Below are 21,890 nucleotides of genomic sequence, written 5' to 3' on the forward strand. Positions count from 1 at the left end.
GAGGCGGGCGACGTCGATCAATTTTTTTTACGCCGCTATAAGGAGGCAGACGTGCAGGAGTTCCCGGTAGCAACGAGCGACGCCTTAGAGCCACAGTGGGAATGCGGTTTCCGTCCGAGCAGAAGGGTGGACCCGTGATAGCCAGCGTTCGTGCCCAATCGCGCCGGCCGCGCGTGATCTGCCACATGATGTCGTCGCTGGACGGGCGCATCGTCACGGACGGCTGGCCGCAATCCGAAGAGGGCCGGCGGCAGTACGAGCTGGTGCACGAGAGCTATGAGCCCGACGGATGGATCTGCGGGCGCGTGACGATGGAGCAGCACTTTGCGCAGGGGCTGCGCTCCGACGCGGAGGTCGCGCGCCAGCACCACGGCCCGCCGCGCGAGGACTTTCGCGCGCCCGGCGAGCACGAGTCGTTCGCGTTTGCCGTCGACGCCAGCGGCAAGCTGGCGTGGGAGGACGGCGACATCGACGGGGACCACGTGGTGGCGATCCTCTCCGAGCGCGTGTCGGACGAGTACCTGGCGTCGCTGCGCGAGCGCGGCGTGTCGTACCTGCTGGCCGGGGCGCGCGACGTGGACCTGCCGCTGGCGCTGGAGAAGATCGGCGCGACTTTCGGCGTGCGGACGCTGATGCTGGAGGGGGGCGGGCGGATCAACGGCGGGATGCTGCGCGACGGCCTGATCGACGAGGTGAGCGTGCTGGTGGCGCCGGTGGCGGACGGCCGCATGGGCACCCCCACGCTCTTCGACGACGACGGCGCCGACGTGACGCCGCGCCGCCTTGCGCTGGAAGCCGTGGAGCGGCGCGCGGACGACGTGGTGTGGCTGCGCTACCGCGTGGAGGCGGCCGGCGCCTCGTCCGCATCCTGATCCCCGACAGTCTCGTGCCGCCCTCCGACGCTCCGGCCCCGACCATCCGCCCCGCGGCGCCCGCGGACCTTCCGGTACTGGGCCGGCTGGGTGCGCTGCTGGTGCGGGTGCACCACGACTTCGATCCGCTGCGCTTCATCCCGGCCACGCCGGAGACGGAGCGGCTGTACGCCGGGTTTCTGGGGACGCAGCTCCAGGAGCCGAACGTCGTCATGCTGGTGGCGGAGCGGGACGGGGAGGTGCTGGGCTACACCTACGCGGGGGTGGAGGGGAACGACTACATGGCGCTGCGCGGGCCGGCGGGCGTGCTGTACGACATCGTGGTCGATCCCGCCCATCGCGCGCAGGGCACCGGCCGGATGCTGCTGGAGGCCACGCTGGCGGAGCTGGCGGCACGCGGCGCCCCGCGCGTGGTGCTTTCCACGGCGGAGCGCAACGAGAACGCGCAGCGCCTGTTCGCCCGCGCCGGCTTCCGCCGCACCATGATCGAAATGACGCGCGAGGTGGAGGGGGACGCGGGCTGAGCGGGGGGCGATCGTAGCCCCGTGTGTCAGCTTCACAGCGGTAGCCGGGAACTCCGCCTCAGGCGACGGTGCACGCTGCGGCACGGGAGTGGAGCACGAATGGGGCACATTCCGTCGGGGCCGGTTGGCTAGCGTGCGGCGCAGAAAGAACTGTCCCGGGGATTGGGGATCCCGCTATCTTGAGGATCCCCGCTCCGCACGTGGGTCTTGCGCCCTCATCGTCAGCGCTCGTTACGTTTCCTATTCTCGCCATGGCGGACCAACCAGACTCCTCCACAACCTTGCCGCTCGCCGCGGACCCCGCGCGACAGGCGGTAAGCACGCTCAGAGGGTATTCGTACCAGATCTGGCGCACGCTGGCGGCTTGGTTTCAACTGCGCCCGGGCGAAGAGCTATACATCGAAGGTGCCGAGGACTTCGACGTGCTGAGAGCGGGTGGAGGAAGGACGGTTCAGGTCAAGGACCTTTCCCGGAGCGTCACCCTCGCGAGCAAAGACGTCGCTGAAGCCATCTTTCATTGCTGGGAGCACCTGCACCGCAACCCGGATCGAGATCTCCAGTTCCACTTTCTGACCACAGCCGGGCGCGGCCGGGAGCGCAGCAATCCGTTCAAGGGCGAAAAAGGGCTGGATGTGTGGGACGCCTGCCGCCGTCCCGACACCGATCTGCGGCCCTTGAGAGACTTTCTCGGCACGCAGGCGTGGCCGGTTCCGTCCAATGATGCCGAGCGCGAGGCCCTTGCGACGGTATTGTCGGACTTCCTGAGATTGGCCTCTGACGAGGACGTGCGCGAACGCCTGATCCGGCGAATCCACTGGGATACTGGAAGCGACCTTCAAGACGCCATCGAACAGACCATCAAGGACCACGCGATCACCCACGGTGCCCGGTTCCACTACCTGCCGCCGTGGGAATCCACACGCGTAGTCCCAAGCCTCCTTCAGCACGTCTGGGAGGTGGCCTGTCAGCCTGCCGGCCGCCGCCTTACCTACCCTGACCTTCTCCGGGTCTTCGAGAGCGCGACGACTGTCGCGGTGTCGCGCGCCCAGTTCGAGCGGATCAACGCGCAAACCACCTTGGACGGGCCGGCAGCGGCCGGCGGCGGAGTGGGGGGATTTGTCGGGCACGACAGCTTTTCCGGCTGGCGGCGGGACGTGCGGGGGTATCTGAAGAAACTCGTGGAGACCATGCGCGAGCGGAACCACACTTGGTCCACGGGAACCTTCGACCCGTACATCGACCTGGCCGCGGAGCCGCAAGACGACCTGTCTCCGGGGTGGCGCGAATATCCACGCGAGCGGGGACACGTCGTTTCCTTCCCGCAGATCCGTCCCACCGTCGCCAGGGTCATGGGTGCCGCCCGCCCGTCGGGGAGCATGATGGCCTCCGACGCCGTGGGCCTGCAGACCAAGACGGTGCGTAGCGTGCTCCGGGAGTTAGGCTCGCGTCCGGACCCGGTGGTCTTGCTCGGAGAGCCGGGATCGGGAAAGAGCACCACTCTCAGGGAACTGGTGATTCAGCTTGCGCAGCGCGCGCTGACGATCCCGGGTGCGCCCGTTCCCATCTACGTGGAGCTGGGTGCGTTCCGCGAGCGCGTCGATCGCAATCCCGGCGAAGCCGTGATCGATCTCATCCGCCAGTCCATTCCGGCGGGGGTGAGCAGTTTACGCCGCCGGCTGAACCTCGGCGCCATCTCGGTTCCCATCGTCGTGGTGTTCGATGCGATGGACGAGATGCCGCGGTCCGGTGACTATGCCGCACGGACCGCGGCCCTGGCCACCTTCGCCGCGGAGTACGTGTACGTCGCGCGTACCGTGTTCGCGTGCAGGACCAACGACTTCGATCCCAGCTTCGGACATCGCCAGCTCGTCATCAAGCCCTTCGACGAGCCGCGCATCCGCCTGTTTCTTCGCAAGACGCTCGGCCGCCACTTCGAGGTGGGCGGCGAGGTGCAGACGCCGCGTTCCGCCACCCGGCGGCTTCTTCGGCCCGACGAACTCGGCTCGGACGCCGGAAACCCTCTCACGCTTTCCCTGGCCATAGAGTTCATCATCAAGCGCCGCGAGTGGCCGCGCGGCCGTGCTTCTCTCTTCGAGGACCACATCGTCGCGCTCGCCGACCGGGCGCTGGCGCGTAGCCGCGAGGCGTCGTCCGACGCGCTGCTCCGGGAAACGGTGGACGCCTGGGCCGGCCTTGCCTACGAGATCTTCAGCCGCGACGGTGCCGTCGTGATGGAGCGCGATTTCGTGGAGGCGCGGGTGGGTGATACGGTCGTGGAGCGCGCAGTCGGGGGAGGCCTGGTCGTTGAGGATCCGGAGACCCGGCTGCTCAAGTTCCGCCACCACCGGCTGCAGGAGTTCCTGGTTGCCCGCCGCCTCCGCCTGCCGGATCCCCCGCAGCCCGACTGGGCGGCAAGCCTTGCCAGTCCTCGCTGGCAGGAGACGCTGCTCAACTACTTCGCCATCGGCGGGCACAATGACGGGGCGCTTCAGGTGGTCCTGGATACGCTCGGCCCGGCGGAACGGTACTTTGCGCGCCTCCGTCCGCTGGTGGACCGGGCGGAGAAGGACGCCGCCAAAGCCCGGCGCGCGTACGACGCAGTTAAGCCAGATATCGTACAATCCGCTGGGGAGTATGCCAGCTACTCATATAGCCCGGCCCAGCAGGCAAGGAAGGATGCGGCCCAGAAACGGCTCGACACCCTGCGTGGCCGCCATAAGCGTCTGCGCACACTGTCACTGGAACGCGAAACAACGTGGAGCGACCACGTGCTCTTTGCCGCACGGTTATCCGCGCTGCTTAACCCCTCGTCACCAGAGGCGGAGGGCCTGCGCCGGCCGCTTCAAGGCTCGATGACGGGGCTTTTGGATTTCGGGCGGCCGGCGGCCCAGGTACGTATGCTCTCCGCGTGGCGCGAGATCGCCGACTGGTGCCCGGCGACGGTGCTCGACCCCGTTCGGGATTCACCTCTGCACTGGGTGCGGTCGCAGGCGATTCATGCACTCGTCTCCACACCTCTGGACCGTGATCGCATAGATCACGCGTTCTCGGAAGAGCTGGAGTGGGAACTGCTCAACCTGCGGCTGCCTGGAAAGCTGCGAGTCTTCTGGGAGACGGCGGCCCTTCGGCCACACCGTCGGCTGCAGGTCGTATTCGCCCTGCTCCTTCACCTGATGTTCGTCGTCATCGTGCTCGGGGCACTCGCCGCGGGCGGGATGAGGGTGGTTCCGAAGCTCGGTTCGTTCGCGGCTTTTGCCGGCGTAAACTCTGCGCTCCTCTGGGTTGGCTGGATCGGGGTCGTGGGGACCGCCGCCGTTCTCACGGTGCCGGTTCTGCGCTGGACGTTGCTGGTGCGCGTGGCAGCGGCTAACGCGATCACCGTAGGTATTGCGCTGGCCGTCTCGTGGCCGTCCGCAACGATCTTTGATGCCCCGGGGGAGCCCTCCTGGGCAGATTCGCTCGGCAGCCTGGGCTTGCTCGCTCAGGCGGCGGGCCCGGTACTTGTCACGTCCGCAGCTCTCCTCCTTCTGCTCGCGGCAGATCGCCTTTTGTTCCGCATGGTTGCGTACGGATGGAACCCTGGTGCCGGTTCATCTCGAAAGATCTCCAGCAGCGAGGCGTTTTTGCCCGCATTGTGGATGGCGGCCGGGGCGTGTGTCTTCGCGACCGGGGGGGCTTTTTTCGTGCTGTTCCGTTCGCCGGCAGGGAAATACGTGGGCTGGGGCTTGGCCGGTATCATGATCCTGTTCTGCGTGGCAATCGCCTTCATCCTGATCCGCGAGATGCTCGACGAACGCTGGAAAGCGCATCGGGGAAAGCGGGTGCCCGTCCGGATCGCCCTGATTATCAAGGAGATCGTTCTCTTCGTATGCGTGGCAGGACTTGTAATCGGAATATTGTGCGGGATTGACGCTGGTCTCAGCATTCTCGGAAGACTGCTGTTCGAGGGGTTGGTCCCGGAATGGCTGGCCGAGCTCTTCTTAGGAATCGTTTCGGGCATCCTTATACTCAGCTTCGGTGTTGCGCTGCTCGTGCTGGTGGCTGTTTACGTACGCTCCGCGTTCGGCCGGACGGCTAGCGAGATCCGATTTCTGCTGATGCGAGGACGCCTTCGGCGACGTCCCTACCGTGGTAGTCTGGGTGAATGGGAAGCCGCTTTTCACGGTGCCTCGCAGCTGGTGCGTCGAGAGCTGCTGGAGTCTTTTGATCACCGTGCGATGGCAGTCGCGCCGCAGGACGCGTTGCGGACGCTGCTAAGGCTAGAAGGCTTGGTGGAGGTTGACGATCCGGCGGCCGACATCTTCCACAAGACGATGTACCAGGTCCAGGAGGCCGCGCGCCAGCAGCGCTGGACTGACCCGTCTGGCTTGACAGCGACGGGAGACGTGCAGCCGTGAGCCCGGTTCCGCGCGCCCCGGAGGCGGGGCGCGCGGACGCGGCGCTTACGAGGCGAGCTGGGCGTCGAGGGTGATCTCGGCGTTCAGGACCTTGGAGACGGGGCAGCCGGCTTTGGCGGCGGCGGCGAGCTCCTGGAACTGCTCGGCGGAGACGCCGGGTACCTTGCCGCGCAGCTCCAGCTTGATGGCGGTGATGGTCCAGTGCACACCCTCGCTCTCCATCGTCAGGACGGCGGTGGTGCTCAGCTCGTCGGGGGGAAAGCCGGCGCCGGAGAGCTGAAAGCTGAGCGCCATGTTGAAGCACGCCGCGTGCGCCGCGGCGATCAGCTCTTCGGGGTTGGTGCCCGCGCGCCCGTCCTCGCTCTGGAACCGCATGGAGGTGGAATACGGCTGGTCCTTCAGCGCCCCGCTGAAGGTGCTCACCGTGCCCGAGCCCTCGGCGCCCGTCCCGTGCCACACCGCACTGCCTCTACGCTTCAGCATCTCGTCGTCTCCCCGTAATGGGCTGGTGGTTTTCCGCGTCCCGGCGGTCCACGACTGGTGCGCCGGGCGGAGCGGAACCGCGCGCAAAAGGCGCTCCCGCGCGCGTGGCCGCATTGGACGGCGGTCATCGCCGCGACCAGTCATCCTGAGGCAGCCGCCACACAAAATCCTTGCCCTGGAAGGATCTATGGCGGCGACAGAAGGACCTTGCCAGCAGAGCCGTGGGGTCGGATCTCCGCGGGAACGCACGCCCCACGATGGCGGAGAGGAGGTCCTTCAGTCGCGCGAGAATGGTTGTGCAGGTTCGGATTCCGCGCGGCGCTCCTTCAGGTGACTGATCGCGCAATTGGTGGGTGAAGCGGTACCGTGGGGCCTGGATCTCCGCCTCAGCCTGTTCCTTATCCTCGCCGCGACCTTTGCGCGGTCGCTCCAAGTAGGCGTAGCGGCTCGCCCGCAACCGGTGGATGCTTGAAGACAACGGCGCGGAGCCTCCCGCTCCGGGGCCGGTCTTCGCCCGCCGCATTTCATAAGGCTTGACACATATGATCAGGGGCGCGTTGAAGCAGTTGGAGTGTACATCATAAGATCATCTCGGGATATTCTGCGTGGTGGCATCCATCACTCAGACATTGGTCTTCCGTTGCTCCTGCGAACTAATCAAAGGGAGAAGTTCACGTGTTTGATCTATGCACGAATGACTGAATACGCGCGGCTACAGCACACCGTAATAAAAATTGATGGCGTGAAATAAATTGTAAACGTCTGCGTTAGTCAGTAGCTTTGAGCACGTTCGTGTGGGTAGTGAGCTAGGGAAAAGGCTTGCCTCCGTGGGTGCTTCAGGTTAGTAATTGCTGACGTAATTACCGGTTCCAGCGCTTCGACGGGATCGGAAGCCCTTGTTGGATCGGCAGCTTTACCTGGGGTGGTACACGGCTTTGTTGCAGATCGTATAATGGCCCTGAATGATCTAAGTACTGCCGAAGGTGAATTGGCTGATCGGTGGCTTGGATAATCCACGGAGGGCCGTCTAGTCAATCCTTTTTCTGCTCGACTGATTCGGGGAGAGGATCAGTCATCACCTGTTGAATAACTATTTGCGACTTTTAATGTCAACAAGGATGATCGGCGGGCTGTGGCTGTACAGTCGTCGTTGGGAATCATTCGCCTGTGTCATCCACCCTGAACCGGATGTTCAGATGATCGCGCCATTCGCGCCCGACGACGGGCGTTCCCCAGGAGAAGGGCAGGGGCTCGCGCTGCGCGAGGTGATCACGGCGGGCGAGCAGCTGGTGGCCACGCCGCAGATCGCCGCGCTGCTGGACGCCGCGCCCGGGTGCCGCCTGCAGAACCACTACGGGCCCACGGAGACGCACGTCGCCACGTCGTACTCGCTGGCCGCCCGCTCGTCCGAATGGGGGCTGCTGCCGCCGATCGGCCGCCCCGTGCCCAACATGCGTGTCTACGTGCTGGACCGGACGCTCCGGCCGGTGCCGATCGGCGTTGCGGGGGAGCTGTACATCGGCGGCGTGCAGGTGGCGCGCGGATACCTGGGGCGGCCGGGGCTCACCGCCGGGCGCTTTATCCCCAACCCGTTCAGCCCACTCCCCGGCGCACGCCTGTACGGCACCGGCGACCGCGCGCGCTGGCGCTCCGACGGCGAGATGGAGTTCCTGGGGCGCGGCGACAAGCAGGTAAAGATCCGCGGCTACCGCGTGGAGCCGGGCGAGATCGAGGCCGTGCTGCGCGAGCGCGACGAGGTGCGCGAGTGCGCCGTCGTCGCCCGCGAGGACACGCCCGGGGACCGGCGGCTGGTGGCGTACGTGGCCGGCCAGGCAAATCCCGACGACCTGCGCGCCCACCTGCGGCGCACCCTGCCGGAGCACATGGTCCCCGGCGCCTTTGTCTTCCTCGACCGCCTGCCCCTTACGCCCAGCGGCAAGCTGGACCGCGCAGCGCTCCCCGCGCCGGAGCTGGCGCCGGTGGAGGGGCGCTACGTGGCGCCCCGCTCGCCGGTGGAGGAGGAGATGGCGGGGATCTGGGCGGAACTGCTGCGCGTGGAGCGGGTGGGGCGCGACCACGGCTTTTTTGAGCTGGGCGGCCACTCGCTGCTGCTGCTGCGGCTGCAGGCGCGCATCCGCGAGCGGATGGGCCGGCAGGTGACCGTGGTGGACCTGTTCCGCTTTCCCACCGTGGCTTCCCTGTCCGAGCACCTGGGCGCGGAGCCCACCGCCGCCCCGGCACCCCGGCGCGGGAGCGCGCGCGCGGCCAGGCGGCGGGCGCTGGCCGCCGGGCGCGGCGCCGGCCGGCGTTCTGACGACCCAACGAACCGAGGAGACGACCGATGAGCGACGGCCAAGAGACGGTGCACGACGGCGGGTCCGCGATCGCGATCATCGGCATGGCGGGCCGCTTTCCGGGCGCGCGCGACGTGGAGGCGTTCTGGAGCAACCTGCGCCGCGGCGTGCACTCCATCACCTTCTTCAGCGACGAGGAGCTGGAGGCGTCCGGCGTGGACCCACGCCTCATCGCCGACCCGTCGTACGTGGGTGCGGGCGGGGTGATCGAGGACGCGGACCGCTTCGACAGCGGCTTTTTCGGCTTCACGCCCCGCGAGGCGGACGTGATGGATCCGCAGCACCGGGTGTTCCTGGAGACTGCCTGGGAGGCGCTGGAGAACGCCGGGTACGAGCCCGGCACCGGCACCGTGGGCGTGTACGCCGGCGCGCCGTCCAACGACTACCTGTCCCACGTCTTTGCCCGGCCGGACCTGGTGGAGGCGCTGGGCGCGTTCCAGCTGGGGCTGGCCAACGGGCGCGACTACCTGGCCACCCACGCCGCGCACCGGATGAACCTGCGCGGCCCCGCCGTCAACGTGCACACGGCCTGCTCCACGGGCCTGGTCGCCGTCCACGTCGCCTGCCAGGCGCTCCTGGCGGGCGAGTGCGACGTGGCCATCGCGGGCGGCGCGTCCATCCGCGTGGGCGAGCTGGGCTACCCGTACACGCCGGGCGGCATCGCCTCGCCGGATGGCCACTGCCGCGCCTTTAGCGCCGACGCCGCGGGGCTGGTGGGCGGCGACGGCGTGGCGCTCGTCGTCCTCAAGCGGCTGGACGAGGCGCTGGCGGACGGCGACACCATCCGCGCGGTCATCCGCGGCAGCGCCATCAACAACGACGGCGCGCAGAAGGTGGGATTCACCGCCCCCAGCGTGGAGGGGCAGGCGGCGGTGATCGAGGAGGCGCTGGACGTGGGCGGCGTGGATCCGGCCACCATCGGCTACGTGGAGGCGCACGGAAGCGGTACGGCGCTGGGCGACCCGATCGAGGTGGCCGCGCTCACCCAGGCGTTCGGCGACACGGGGCGCCGGCAGTTCTGCGCGCTGGGCTCGGTCAAGACCAACGTGGGGCACCTGGACGCGGCGGCCGGCGCCACCGGGCTCATCAAGGCGGTGCTGGTGGTGGAGCGCGGCGAGATCCCCCCGTCGCTGCACTACGCGGCGCCCAACCCGCAAATCGACTTCGCCGCATCCCCCTTCTTCGTCAACACCGAGCTGCGTCCCTGGCGGGGCGAGGGCGGGGCGCCGCGCCGGGCAGGCGTCTCCTCGTTCGGCATCGGCGGGACGAACGCGCACGTGGTGCTGGAGCAGGCGCCCACGCCGCGTCCCTCCGCGCCCACGCGTCCCTGGCAACTGCTGACCCTCTCCGCCCGCACGCCCGCGGCGCTGGAGGCGGCCACGGACCGGCTGGCGGCGCACCTGCGCGCGCACCCGGAGCAGCCGCTGTGCGACGTCGCCTGGACGCTGCAGGCCGGCCGCAAGGCGTGGGAGCATCGCCGCGCCGTGGTCGCCCGCACCGGCGCGGAGGCGGCGGACGCGCTGGAGGTGCGCGCCGCGGACCGCGTCCTGGGCGGCGTCGCGCCGGGCGGGGCGCGGCCGGTCGGCTTTCTCTTTCCCGGCCTGGGGAGCCACTACCCGGGGATGGGAAGCGGGCTCTATCAATCCGAGCCCGTCTTTCGGCAGACGGTGGACCGATGCGCGGAGATCCTGCGGCCCATCCTGGGGCTGGACCTGCGCGAGGTCCTGTATCCCGGCGACGCGCCTGCGGAGGGGGAGAGCGCGGCGCAGTCCATCGACCTGCGGGCGATGCTGGGCCGCGCCGGCGCCGCCCCGGACGATCCCGGCGAGCGGCTGAACGCCACCCGCGTGGCGCAGCCTGCGCTCTTCGTCACCGAGTATGCTCTGGCGAAGATGTGGATGGCGTGGGGGATCCAGCCCGCGGCGATGGTGGGCCACTCCCTGGGCGAGTACGTCGCCGCGACGGTGGCGGGCGTGTGGTCGCTGGAAGACGCGCTGGCCCTTACGGCGGAGCGCGCGCGCCTGGTGGCGGAGATGCCGCCGGGGGGGATGATGGGCGTCAACCTGCCGCCGGAAGAGGCGAGCGCGTACCTGCGCGGCGGCCTGTCCATCGGCGCGCTGAACGGGCCGTCCATCACGGTCTTTTCCGGGCCGGTGGAGGACCTGGAGTCGGTGCAGGCGGAGATGGAGGCCCGCGGCATCGTCTGGCGCCGCCTTCCCCTGCAGCACGCCTTCCATTCGCCGATGATGGAGCCGGTGGCGGCGCGCCTGTCCGGCCTGCTGCGCGGGATGACGCTGCACGAGCCGGAGCTCCCGTTCGCCTCCAGCGTCACCGGGCGATGGATCACCGCCGCGCAGGCTACCGATCCGTCGTACTGGTCGCGCCACCTTTGCAGCACCGTCCGCTTTTCCGACGGCGTGGAGACGATGGCGGCCGCCGGCATCCGCGTGCTGCTGGAGACGGGTCCTGGCCACGGGCTGCGGATGCTCGCGTCCCAGCTGACGGTGTGGGGCGACGAAGCCCCCGTGGTCGTCGCGTCCATGCGGCACGCGTACGAGCGGCAGGGGGATACCGCGCACGTGCTGGGCGCGGCGGGGCGGCTGTGGGCGGCGGGGGTGCCGGTGGATTGGGAGGCCGTGCACGCGCACGCGCGGCCGCGGCGCGTTCCGCTCCCCACCTACCCGTTCGAGCGCCGGCGGCACTGGATCGAGCGTCCCTCGTCCACCCTCGCCGCGACGTTCGCGACGCGCGGGGCGGATCCCGCGGACCCGCTGCACGTCCCGGCCTGGCGCCGTGCGCCTCTCCCCGCGTCACGGAACGCGGAGGCGGCGCCGTGGCTGGTGCTGGCGGACGGCGCCGGGATCGGCGCGCGGCTGGCGGCGCGGCTGCGGGCGCGGGGGCACACCGTCACCGTTGCGGAGCCGGGAGAGCGCTTCGGGCGCGGGGAGGACGGCGGCTGGCGCGTGAGGCCGGGCTCCGCGACGGACCTGGCCGCCCTGCGCGAGGCGCTGGACGCCTCCGGCGCGCGCCCCGGCCACGTGGTGCAGACGTGGGGGATCGGCGGGGAGGATGACGACGGGGCGGACGCGGCGGAGCGGGCGCAGGCGCGGGGCTACGGCAGCGTGGCCGCGCTGGCGGCCGCGTTCGCGCGCGACTCCGCCGATCCGCTGCGGGTGACGGTGGTGACGGAGGGCGTGCGCGACGTGGCCGGCGGCGAGTCCGCATCCCCCCTGCGCGCCACGGTGCTGGGCGCCTGCGCCGTCCTTCCGCGCGAGCATCCGCACGTCGTCTGCCGCACGGTGGACGTCCGCCCGCGCCGCGGTGGGGAAGAGCGCCTGGCGGACCAGCTGCTGGCGGAGGTGACGGCGGACGCAACGGAGGATGTCGTCGCGCTCCGCGGCGCCGCGCGCTGGGTGCGCGGCTGGCAGGCGGCGCGACCGACGGAGGCGGAGGCTGGTCTGCGGGAGGGCGGCGTCTACCTGTTCTCCGGCGCCCTGACTTCGGCGGGATGGGTGCTGATGGAGCACCTGGCCCTCGCGCTGCGCTCCCGTGTGGCGCTGATGGTGGATCCGGCGCTGCCGGAGCGTGCGGAGTGGGACGCGCACCTGGCGTCCGCCGCGTCGCGCCTGGATCCGCTGGTGCACACCGTCGCCTGGCTGCGCGCGGCGGAGGATCGCGGCGTCGCCCCCCTCCTGCTGCGCGCGCCCCTGGACGACGCGCAGGCGCTGCGGGCTGCGCTGGATCGCGCCCGCGACGAACTCGGCGGGCTGGATGGCATCGTCCACGCGCCGGGCGTGGGCGCGGCCGCGGGATACGCGCCGCTGGCGACGGCGGCGGACGACGCGGGCGCGGAGATGGCGCGCCTCCACCGCGAGCTGTCCGCGCTGCGGGCGGCGACGGAGGGCGTGGCCCTGGATTTCGTCCTCCTGCAGAGTTCCGTGGTTCCCGCGTCCGTCGGCACCGGAGTGGGTGCGGCCGCCGCGGCGTACGCGCTGGTAGACGCGTTCGCGCAGCGGGCGGTGGCGGAGGGCGCGCGGTGGACCAGCGCGGCCTGGGACCGCTGGCGTGTGGACGGCGACGTCGGCGACGCCGCGGGGGAGGGGATCCTTCCCGCGGACGGCGTGCGCGCCTTCGGGCGGCTGGCCGCGCTGGCGGGGGAGCCGCTTGTCATCGTCACCCCCCGCGATCCGGCGAAAATGGGCGCGCGTCCCGCACCCGCCGCCGCGCGTGAGGAGGGGGAGGAGGCGCAGATGCACCCGCGCCCGCAGCTGGGGAGCGAGTTCCAGGCTCCGTCGGGGCCGGCGGAGGAGGGCCTGGCCGGGGTGTGGCGTGACCTGTTCGGCATCGGAGAGATCGGGGCGCGCGACGACTTCTTTCAGCTGGGCGGGCACTCGCTGCTGGCGATGCAGCTGGTCTCACGCGTGCGCGACCTGTTCGAGGTGGAGCTGCCGCTCCCCGCCATCTTCGAGGCGCCCACCATCACCGGCCTGGCGGAGCTCATCCAGGAGGCCATCCTGCTGGAAGTGGAGGGGATGAGCGAGGACGAGGCGCGCGGTGAGCTGGACGGATTGGGCGAGGCCGCGCCGCATCGCCCCGGCGACCTGGTGCTGAGCGGGGCCGCCAGCCCGCACCTGTTGCTCGCGTCGCTGGATGAGCTGTCCGACGATGCGCTGGACCGCCTTCTTGCCGGGGAACCGGAGAACGGGACGTTCGCATGACATCGTCCACCACGCTCGCCGGCACCCTGACGCGCGAAGAAAAGCAGGAGCGGCTGCGCCAGGTGCTGGCCGAGCGCATCCGCCGCACCCGCACCGTCCCCGCCTCGTTCGCGCAGGAACGGCTGTGGCTGCTGGACCGGGTGCACGGCGCCGGCACCGCCTACAACCTGCCGATGGGCCTCCGCATCCCCGGCGCGCTGGACGCGCGGGCGCTGGAGCGCGCCGTGGGCGAGCTGGTGCGGCGGCACGAGGCGCTGCGCACCGTCTTCGCCGAAGAGGACGGCGGCCCGGTGCAGGTCATCACCCCCTTCAGCGGCTTCGTGCTGCGGGTGGAGGACCACGGCGGCGCGGGCCCCGCGCGGCTGCGGGAAGTGGTCAGCGAAGAACTGGCGCGGCCGTTCGACCTGGACACGGGGCCGCTCTTTCGCGCGCGGCTGCTGCGGATGGGCCTGGACGAGCACGTGCTGCTGCTGTGCATGCACCACATCGTCGCCGACGGGTGGAGCATCGGGGTGATCGGGCGCGAGATCGCGGCGCTGTACGCGGCGTACCGCGAGGGTCTCCCGTCGCCGCTGGCGGAGCCCGCGTTCCAGTACGCCGACTACGCCGCGCGCCAGCGCGAGACGCTGCGCGGCGACGCGCTGCAGCGGCAGCTGGCGTACTGGCGCGAGCGGCTGGCCGGCGCCCCGCCGCTGCTGGAGCTGCCCACGGATCGGCCGCGCCCCGCCGCGCAGACGTACCGTGGCGGAAGCGTCCCGCTGCAGCTTGGCGACGGGTTGCGCGAGCGGCTGGAGGCGATGGCGCGCCGCGAGGGCGCCACGCTGCACATGACGCTGCTGGGCGCCTTCCAGCTGCTGCTTTCCATCTACTCCAGCAGCGACGACATCGTGGTCGGCAGCCCGGTGGCGGGGCGCGGCCGGCGTGAGCTGGAGGAACTGGTGGGCTTCTTCGTCAATACGGTGGCGCTGCGCACGGACCTGTCCGGCAATCCGCCGTTCCGCGAGGTGCTGCGGCGGGTGCGCGAGGCGGCGCTGGGCGCGTACGCGCACGGCGAGGTGCCGTTCGAGCGGGTGGTGGCGGAGCTGCGGCCGGAGCGGTCGCCGCGCTACGCCCCCGTGGTGCAGGTGATGTTCTCGCTGGAGAACGCGCTGCCCGGGGGCGAAGAGGCCGGCGGGATGGAGCCGCTGCCGCTGGACGTGGAGATCGCGACCGCCAAGTTCGACCTGGCCCTGGCGATGGAAGCCCGGCCGGAGGGGCTGGGCGCGATCCTGGAGTACAGCACCGACCTCTTTGCCCGCGGCACCGTCGAGCGGATGGCGATCCACCTGCGCGCGGTGCTGGAGGCGATCGCCCGCGACCCCGACGTCCGCCCGTCCCGGCTGGAGCTGATGGACGCGGCCGAGCGGCGGCGGGTGGTGCAGGACGGGACGGGCGCGGCTACGGCGTATCCGGCGCAGGCGATTCCGGCCCTGTTCGAAGAACACGCGGCGCGGACACCGGATGCCCTCGCGGTCGTCTTTGGCGGCGAATCGGTGGATTACCACACGCTGAACCAGCGGGCGAACCGGCTGGCGCACCACCTCCGCGCGGCGGGGGTGAAGCCGGAGGCGCGGGTGGGGATCTGCGTGGAGCGGGGGGTGGAGATGGTGGTGGCGATGCTGGCCGTGCTCAAGGCCGGCGCGGCGTACGTCCCGCTGGAGCCCGCCTATCCCGCCGAGCGGCTGGCCTTTATGCTGGCGGACAGCGGCGTGGCGGCGGTGGTGACGCAGGATTCGCTGCGCGCCGCGCTGCCCGTCCCGCCGGGCGTGCCCGTCATCCGCGTGGACGGCGACGCGGCGCGGATCGCGGCGGAATCCACGGAGAACCCCGGCGTCCCGGCCGGGTCTCGGAGCCTGGCGCACGTCATCTACACTTCCGGCAGCACGGGAACGCCCAAGGGCGTGGGGGTCGAGCACCGCGGCGTCGTGCGGCTGGTGCGGGAGACGGACACCGTGCGCATAGGCCCGGCGGACCGGGTGGGGCAATCCTCCACCCCGTCGTTCGACGCGGCGACGTTCGAGGTGTGGGGCGCGCTGTTGAACGGCGCGGCGCTCGTCATCATCCCCCGCGAAACGATCCTGGCCCCCGAGCGGCTGGCGGAGACGCTACGCACGGACGGCATCACCATCCTCCTGCTCACCACGGCGCTCTTCAACCAGGTGGCGCGAGAGGTTCCGGACGCCTTCCGCACGCTGCGCGCGGCGCTGTTCGGCGGCGAGGCAGCGGACGCGTCCGCGATTCGGGCGGTGCTGCAGGCGGGAGCGCCGGAGCGGCTGGTGAACGCGTACGGCCCCACGGAGAACACCGCCTTCAGCACCTCGCATGCGCTGCGGCTGGTGCCGCCGGAAGCGGCCAGCGTGCCGATCGGCCGGCCTGTCGCGAACTCATCGGCGTTCGTGCTGGGCGCCGGGCTGCAGCCGCTGCCGGCCGGCGTTCCGGGCGAGCTGTACGTGGGCGGCGACGGCGTGGCGCGCGGCTACCTGGGCCGCCCCGCGCTGACGGCGGAGCGCTTCGTCCCCGACCCCTTCGCCGCGGACCCCGGGGCGCGGATGTACCGCACGGGCGACCGGGCGCGGTGGCGGGCGGACGGCACGCTGGAGTACCTGGGGCGGCTGGACGGACAGGTGAAGATCCGCGGCTTCCGCATCGAGACGGGCGAGATCGAGGCGGCGCTGCGGGGGATGGAGGGCGTGGCGGACTGCGTCGTCATGCCGCGCGAGGACGGGTCCGGCGGCGCGCGGCTGGTGGCGTACGTGGCGGGGCGGGGGGATGCGGACGGGCTGCGCGCCCACCTGCATCGCACGCTGCCGGACTACATGATCCCCGCCGCCTTCGTGGTGCTGGAACGCCTGCCGCTGACGGCTAACGGCAAGATCGACCGCCGCGCGCTCCCGGAGCCGGAGTACGCCGCCGCGCACTTTGTCGCCCCGCGGACGTCCACGGAGGAGGTGCTGGCGGGGATCTGGGCGGAGGTGCTGCAACTGGAGCGGGTGAGCGCGGACGCCGACTTCTTCGCCCTGGGCGGCCACTCGCTGCTGGCCACGCGGGTGATCTCCCGCGTCCGCGCCGTTTTTGGCGTGGAGCCGACGGTGCGCGCGCTGTTCGAGGCGTCCACGCTGGCGCGGCTGGCGGAGGCGGTGGACGCGTTGCGGGGCGCGGAGGTGGCGGAGCTGGCGCCCGTCGTCCGGGCGCAGCGGGGGGACGCGCTTCCCCTTTCCTTTGCGCAGGAGCGGCTCTGGCTGGTGGACCGGCTGCAGCCCGGCGGCGCCGTCTACAACGTGCCGATGGGCGTCCGCCTGCGCGGCGCGCTGGACGTGGACGCGCTGCAGCGCGCCGTGGGCGAGATCGTCCGACGGCACGAGGCGCTGCGGACGGTGTTCGCGGAGCGGGAGGGCGCGCCCGTGCAGGTGATCACCCCCTTCGCCGGCTTCCTGCTCCCGGTGGATGACCTGGCGTCGATGGATGAGGCCGGGCGCGAGGCAGAGGTCCGCCGCCGCGCCGGAGAGGATGCGGCGCACCCGTTCGATCTGGCCGCCGGCCCCCTGTTCCGCGCGCGCCTGCTTCGCCTGGCGGACGACGACCACGTGCTGCTGATCTGCATGCACCACGTGGTCACGGACGGATGGAGCCTGGGCATCCTCTTCCGCGAGCTGGCCGCGCTCTACGGCGCGTATCGCCAGGGCGCGGAATCGCCGCTCCCTGAGCTGCCGGTGCAGTACGCCGACCACGCCGTATGGGAGCGCGAGCAGTTGCGCGGCAAGGCGCTGGAGCGGCACCTGGCGTACTGGCGCGAGCGGATGGCGGGCGCGCCGGCGCTGCTGGAGCTTCCCATCGACCATCCCCGTCCCGCCGTGCAGTCGCACCGGGGCGCGTACGTCCCCGTGAAGCTGCCGGACGAACTCCTTCCGCGGCTGGAGGCGCTGGCGCGGGGCGAGGGCGCCAGCCTGTACATGGTGCTGCTGGCCGCGTTTTCCGTCCTGCTCTCCAAGTACGCGGGGAGCGGCGACGTGGTGGTGGGAAGCCCCGTCGCCGGGCGCACGCGGCCGGAGACGGAGGGGCTGATCGGCTTCTTCGTCAACACCGTCGTCGTGCGGACGGAGCTGGAGGGCGATCCCACCTTTCACGAGGTGCTGCGGCGGGTGCGCGAGGCCACGCTGGGCGCGTACGAGCACCAGGCGCTCCCCTTCGAGCGGCTGGTGGCGGAACTGCAGCCGGAGCGCTCGCTGGGCCACTCGCCCCTGTTCCAGGCGATGTTCGCCCTGCAGAACACCGACGTGTCCGGGGGGGAGCTGCACGGGCTGCGCGCGGAGCCGGTGGAGGCAGAGATCACCAACACCATGTTCGACCTGTCGCTGATGCTGGCGGCGGACGGCGGTGCGCTGGGCGGGGGGATGACCTACGCCACGGACCTGTGGGAGCGCGAAAGCATCGAGCGGATGCTACGGCACTTCGGGCGCGTGCTGGAGCAGGTGGCGGATGCGGATCCGCGCGTGTCCGAACTGGAGCTGCTGGACGGCGCGGAGCGGCACCAGCTTCTGCACGCGTGGAGCGGCGCGGACGCTCCGTATCCGGTGGACCGCTGCATCCACCAATTGTTCGAGGCGCAGGCCGCCCGCACGCCCAACGCCCTGGCGCTGGTGCACCAGGCGGAGGCGCTGGGCTACGGCGCGCTGAACGCGCGCGCCAACCGCCTCGCGCGCCACCTGCGGCGGCTGGGTGTGGGGCCGGAGACGCGCGTGGGCATCTGCATGCCGCGCGGGGTGGAGATGGTGGTCGGCATGCTGGGCGTGCTCAAGACGGGTGGCGCGTACGTGCCGCTGGACCCCGCCTGGCCCGCGGAGCGGCTGGCCTTCATGCAGGCGGATTCGGGGATGACCGTCCTGGTCACGCGCGGCGCGGCGGGGGGCGCGGTCCCCGCGGACACGGGCGTGAGGGTGGTGGACGTGGATGCGGACGCGGCGGAGATCGCGCGGGAGACGGCGGAGGATATCGACGGCGGGGCGCATCCGCGGGGGCTGGCGTACCTCATCTACACATCGGGGAGTACGGGCGTCCCCAAGGGCGTGGCCATCGAGCACGGCAGCGCCGCGGCCATGCTGGCCTGGGCGTGGAGCGTCTTTGCCGACGAGGAGCTGGGCGGCATGCTGGCGTCCACCTCCATCTGCTTCGACATGTCGGTGTTCGAGCTGTTCGCGCCGCTCACCCGTGGCGGCCGCGTGGTCCTGGTGGAGAACGCGCTGGCGCTGTCGGCCGCCCCCGCCGCCGACCAGGTGCGGCTGGTGGACACCGTTCCCTCCGCCATGGCCGCGCTGCTGCGCACGGACGGCCTTCCCGCCGGCGTGCGCACGGTCTGCCTGGGCGGCGAGCCACTGGCGGCGGAGCTGGTGGACGCCCTGTACGCGCGCGGCGTGGAGCGCGTCTGGGACCTGTACGGGCCGTCGGAGGACACCACGTTCAGCACCTTCGCGCTGCGCCGCGCGGGTGCGCCCGCCAGCATCGGGCGGCCGCTGCCCAACTCGCGCGCGTACGTGCTGGACCCCGCGCTGCGCCCCGTCCCCGCGGGCGTCGCGGGCGAGCTGTTCCTCGCCGGGCGCGGCCTGGCGCGCGGCTACTTGGGCCGCCCCGCGCTGACGGCGGAGCGCTTCGTCCCCGATCCGTTCGGCGCGGAGTGGAGCGGGCGGATGTACCGCACCGGCGACCGCGTGCGCTGGCGTGGGGATGGCACGCTGGAGTATCTGGGGCGGCTGGACCAGCAGGTAAAGGTGCGCGGCTTTCGCGTGGAGCCGGGAGAGATCGAGTCCGCGCTGCGCCGGCACCGGGACGTGGCCGCCTGCGCCGTGGTGGCGCGCGTGGATGGTGGCGCAGACACGCGGCTGGTGGCCTACGTCGTGGGCGGCGCATCGGCGGAGGCGCTGCGGGCGCACCTGCGCGGCACGCTGCCGGACTACATGGTGCCCGGCGCGTTCGTGCGGCTGGATGCGCTGCCGCTGACGCCCAGCGGCAAGGTGGACCGTCGGGCGCTCCCCGCGCCGGATCCAGCGCCGGCGGAGGAGCGGCCCGTGGAGGCGCGCACGCCGGTGGAGGAGGTGCTGGCGGGGATCTGGGCGGACGTGCTGCGGGTGGAGCACGTGGGCGGCGCGGACAACTTCTTTCACCTGGGCGGGCACTCGCTGCTCGCCACCGTCGTCGTCGCCCGCATCCAGGAGCTGCTGGGCGTGCGGCTGCCGCTGAGCGCCTTCTTTACCGCGCCCACGCTGGCGGAGCTGGCGGCTGACGTGGAGGCGCAGCGCCGCGCCGGGCTGCCGCCGCTCCCGCCGGTGGTGCCAGTGGATCGGCACGGCGCGCTGCCGCTTTCCTTTGCGCAGGAACGGCTCTGGTTCCTGGATCGCCTGCAGCCGGAGAGCGCCTTCTACAACGTTCCCCTCGCGCTGCGGCTGGAGGGGCGGCTGGACGCACGGGCGCTGGAACGGGCACTGGGCGAGATCGTCCGCCGGCACGAGGTGCTGCGGACGGTGTTCCGCGAGCGGGATGGCGCGCCGCTGCTGGCCATCCAGCCCTTCGACGGCTTCCACCTTCCCATGGAAGACCTGTCCGGCGCGGGCGAGGCGGAGGCGATGCGCCGCACGGCGGAGGAGGCGGCGCGGCCGTTCGACCTCGCCACGGGCCCCCTGTTTCGCGCGCGGCTGCTGCGGCTGGGCGTGCAGGATCACGTGCTGCTGGTTTCCATGCACCACGCCGTGAGCGACGAGTGGAGCCTGGGCGTGCTCTTCCGCGAGCTGTCGGCGCACTACACGGCTGTGGTGGAGGGCGTCGAATCGTCCCTCCCCGAGCCGGCGGTGCAGTACGCGGATTACGCCGTGTGGCAGCGGGAGCAGTTGGCGGGGGAGACGCTGGACCGGCAGCTGGCGTACTGGAAGGAGCGCCTGGCGGGCGCGCCGGCCGTGCTGGAGCTTCCCGCGGACCACCCGCGTTCCGCGCTGCAGTCGCACCGCGGCGCCAGCGAGCCCTTCGAGTTTTCGGCCGCGTTGCTGGGCCGCCTGGAAGCCCTGGGCCGCGCGGAGGGTGCCACGCTGTTCATGGTGCTGCTGGGCGTGCTGCAGGTGCTGCTGTCCAGGTACAGCGGCAGCGACGACGTCGTCGTGGGCAGCCCCATCACCGGCCGCACGCGTCACGAGGTGGACGGGCTGATCGGCTTCTTTACCAACACGCTGGTCCTGCGCACGGACCTGTCCGGTGATCCCGGCTTCCGCGAGGTGCTGCGCCGCGTCCGCGAGGTCGCGCTGGGCGCCTACGATCACCAGGACATCCCCTTCGAGCGGCTGGTGGAGGTGCTGCAGCCGGAGCGTTCGCTGGGCCACTCGCCGCTCTTTCAGGTGATGCTCATCCAGGGGAGTGGCGATCCCGGCGGGCTGCAGCTGCCCGGCGTGACGCTGCGGCGCTTCATCGGGGGGACGGAAACCAGCAAGTTCGACCTGTCGCTGGGCGTCACCGCGCACGCCGAGGGGCTGAGCGGGTCGCTGGAATACAGCACCGACCTGTTCGAGCGCGCGACGATTCTGCGGATGGTGGAGCACCTGCGCCGCGTGCTGGAGCAGGTGGTGGATGATCCGGACGTGCGCCTGTCGCGGCTGGAACTGTTGGGCGAGGAGGAACGCCGCCTGGTGCTGGACGAGTGGAACCGCACCGACACTGCGTATCCGGCGGAATCATGCGTGCACCACCTGTTCGAGGCGCAGGCGGAGCGGACACCGGATGCCGTGGCGGTGGTGCATGGCGCGCATTCGCTCACGTACGCGCAGCTGAACGCGCGGGCGAACGGCCTGGCGCATCGGCTGATGGCGCTGGGGATCGGCCCGGAGGTGCGGGTGGGGATCTGCCTGGAGCGCGGGATCGGGATGATCGTCTCGCTGCTGGCCGTGCTCAAAGCCGGGGGCGCGTACGTGCCGCTGGACCCCACCTACCCGGCGGCGCGCCTGGCCTTTATGGCCGCGGATTCCGCCGTCCCCGTGCTGCTGACGCAGGAGAGCCTGCGCCCCGCGCTCCCCCCGCTGGACGGCGTGCGGGTGCTGGATGTGGACGTCCTTGGGTCGGAGATCGATGGCGCATGCGTGGAGAACCCTGCCTCTGGCGCCGGCCCCGCGAACCTGGCGTTTGTGCTGTACACGTCCGGATCGACGGGCACGCCCAAGGGAGTGGCGATGCCGCACGCCGCGCTGGTGAACCTGGTGGCGTGGCACCTGGAGGACGGGTCGGAACCGCGCCACACGCTGCAGTTCTCGTCGCTCAGCTTCGACGTGTCGTTCCAGGAGATCGCGACCACGCTGTCATCGGGTGGCACGCTGGTGCTGGTGGACGACGCCCTGCGCCGCGACCCCGCCGAGCTGCTGCGCTTCATGGAGCGGCAGCGCGTCGAGCGGCTTTTCCTCCCCTTCGTGGCCCTCCAGTCCCTGGCGGAGGCCGCACGAGCGTGAGGCGACCCCGCGACACCAGCCCGAGCGACGAA

General features: G+C 71.2%; 7 protein-coding genes. 6 read left to right on the top strand and 1 reads right to left on the bottom strand.

Going from position 1 to position 21,890, the window contains the following annotated elements; translation table 11 throughout:
- Positions 1–134 precede the first annotated feature (134 nt).
- From ACOJUJ_RS13360 to ACOJUJ_RS13370, 3 genes are all read left to right on the top strand, one after another.
- Positions 135–872, top strand: coding sequence for a dihydrofolate reductase family protein (locus tag ACOJUJ_RS13360; protein ID WP_420127381.1), 738 nt, complete (start codon positions 135–137; stop codon positions 870–872).
- A 14-nt stretch (positions 873–886) separates the two neighbouring features.
- The gene (locus ACOJUJ_RS13365; protein WP_420127382.1) at positions 887–1,396 is read left to right on the top strand and encodes a GNAT family N-acetyltransferase; all 510 of its coding nucleotides are present in this window, start codon (positions 887–889) and stop codon (positions 1,394–1,396) included.
- A 281-nt stretch (positions 1,397–1,677) separates the two neighbouring features.
- Positions 1,678–5,793 carry an NACHT domain-containing protein gene (locus tag ACOJUJ_RS13370; protein WP_420127383.1) on the top strand — a complete coding sequence of 1,372 codons (4,116 nt, stop codon included), beginning with the start codon at positions 1,678–1,680 and terminating at the stop codon, positions 5,791–5,793.
- A 45-nt stretch (positions 5,794–5,838) separates the two neighbouring features.
- Here the strand turns inward: ACOJUJ_RS13370 and ACOJUJ_RS13375 are convergent, their stop codons facing one another.
- Positions 5,839–6,276 (bottom strand): OsmC family protein, encoded by a 438-nt coding sequence (locus ACOJUJ_RS13375; protein ID WP_420127384.1) that lies wholly within the window; start codon positions 6,274–6,276, stop codon positions 5,839–5,841.
- 1,196 nt (positions 6,277–7,472) lie between these two features.
- On the opposite strand from ACOJUJ_RS13375, the gene ACOJUJ_RS13380 reads away from it, so the two are divergent.
- Genes ACOJUJ_RS13380 through ACOJUJ_RS13390 form a run of 3 tightly spaced genes read left to right on the top strand, consistent with a single transcriptional unit; the run spans position 7,473 to position 21,858 of the window.
- Complete coding sequence (locus ACOJUJ_RS13380; protein ID WP_420127385.1) at positions 7,473–8,621, top strand: non-ribosomal peptide synthetase; 1,149 nt, start codon at positions 7,473–7,475, stop codon at positions 8,619–8,621.
- Positions 8,618–13,348 (top strand): beta-ketoacyl synthase N-terminal-like domain-containing protein, encoded by a 4,731-nt coding sequence (locus ACOJUJ_RS13385; RefSeq protein WP_420127386.1) that lies wholly within the window; start codon positions 8,618–8,620, stop codon positions 13,346–13,348. Before ACOJUJ_RS13380 ends, ACOJUJ_RS13385 begins: the two co-directional genes overlap by 4 nt.
- Entirely contained in the window at positions 13,345–21,858 is an 8,514-nt protein-coding gene (locus ACOJUJ_RS13390) for an amino acid adenylation domain-containing protein (protein ID WP_420127387.1), read from the top strand. The genes ACOJUJ_RS13385 and ACOJUJ_RS13390 overlap by 4 nt, the downstream gene beginning before the upstream one ends.
- Positions 21,859–21,890: the final 32 nt, after the last annotated feature.

The organism is Longimicrobium sp. (genome assembly GCF_048594345.1).
Classification (GTDB): Bacteria; Gemmatimonadota; Gemmatimonadetes; order Longimicrobiales; family Longimicrobiaceae; genus Longimicrobium.

Coding starts and splice junctions, on each gene's coding strand:
- ACOJUJ_RS13375 (WP_420127384.1), bottom strand. CDS start 6,276: ATGCTGAAGCGTAGAGGCAGTGCGGTGTGGCACGGGACGGGCGCCGAG.
- ACOJUJ_RS13380 (WP_420127385.1), top strand. CDS start 7,473: ATGATCGCGCCATTCGCGCCCGACGACGGGCGTTCCCCAGGAGAAGGG.
- ACOJUJ_RS13385 (WP_420127386.1), top strand. CDS start 8,618: ATGAGCGACGGCCAAGAGACGGTGCACGACGGCGGGTCCGCGATCGCG.
- ACOJUJ_RS13390 (WP_420127387.1), top strand. CDS start 13,345: ATGACATCGTCCACCACGCTCGCCGGCACCCTGACGCGCGAAGAAAAG.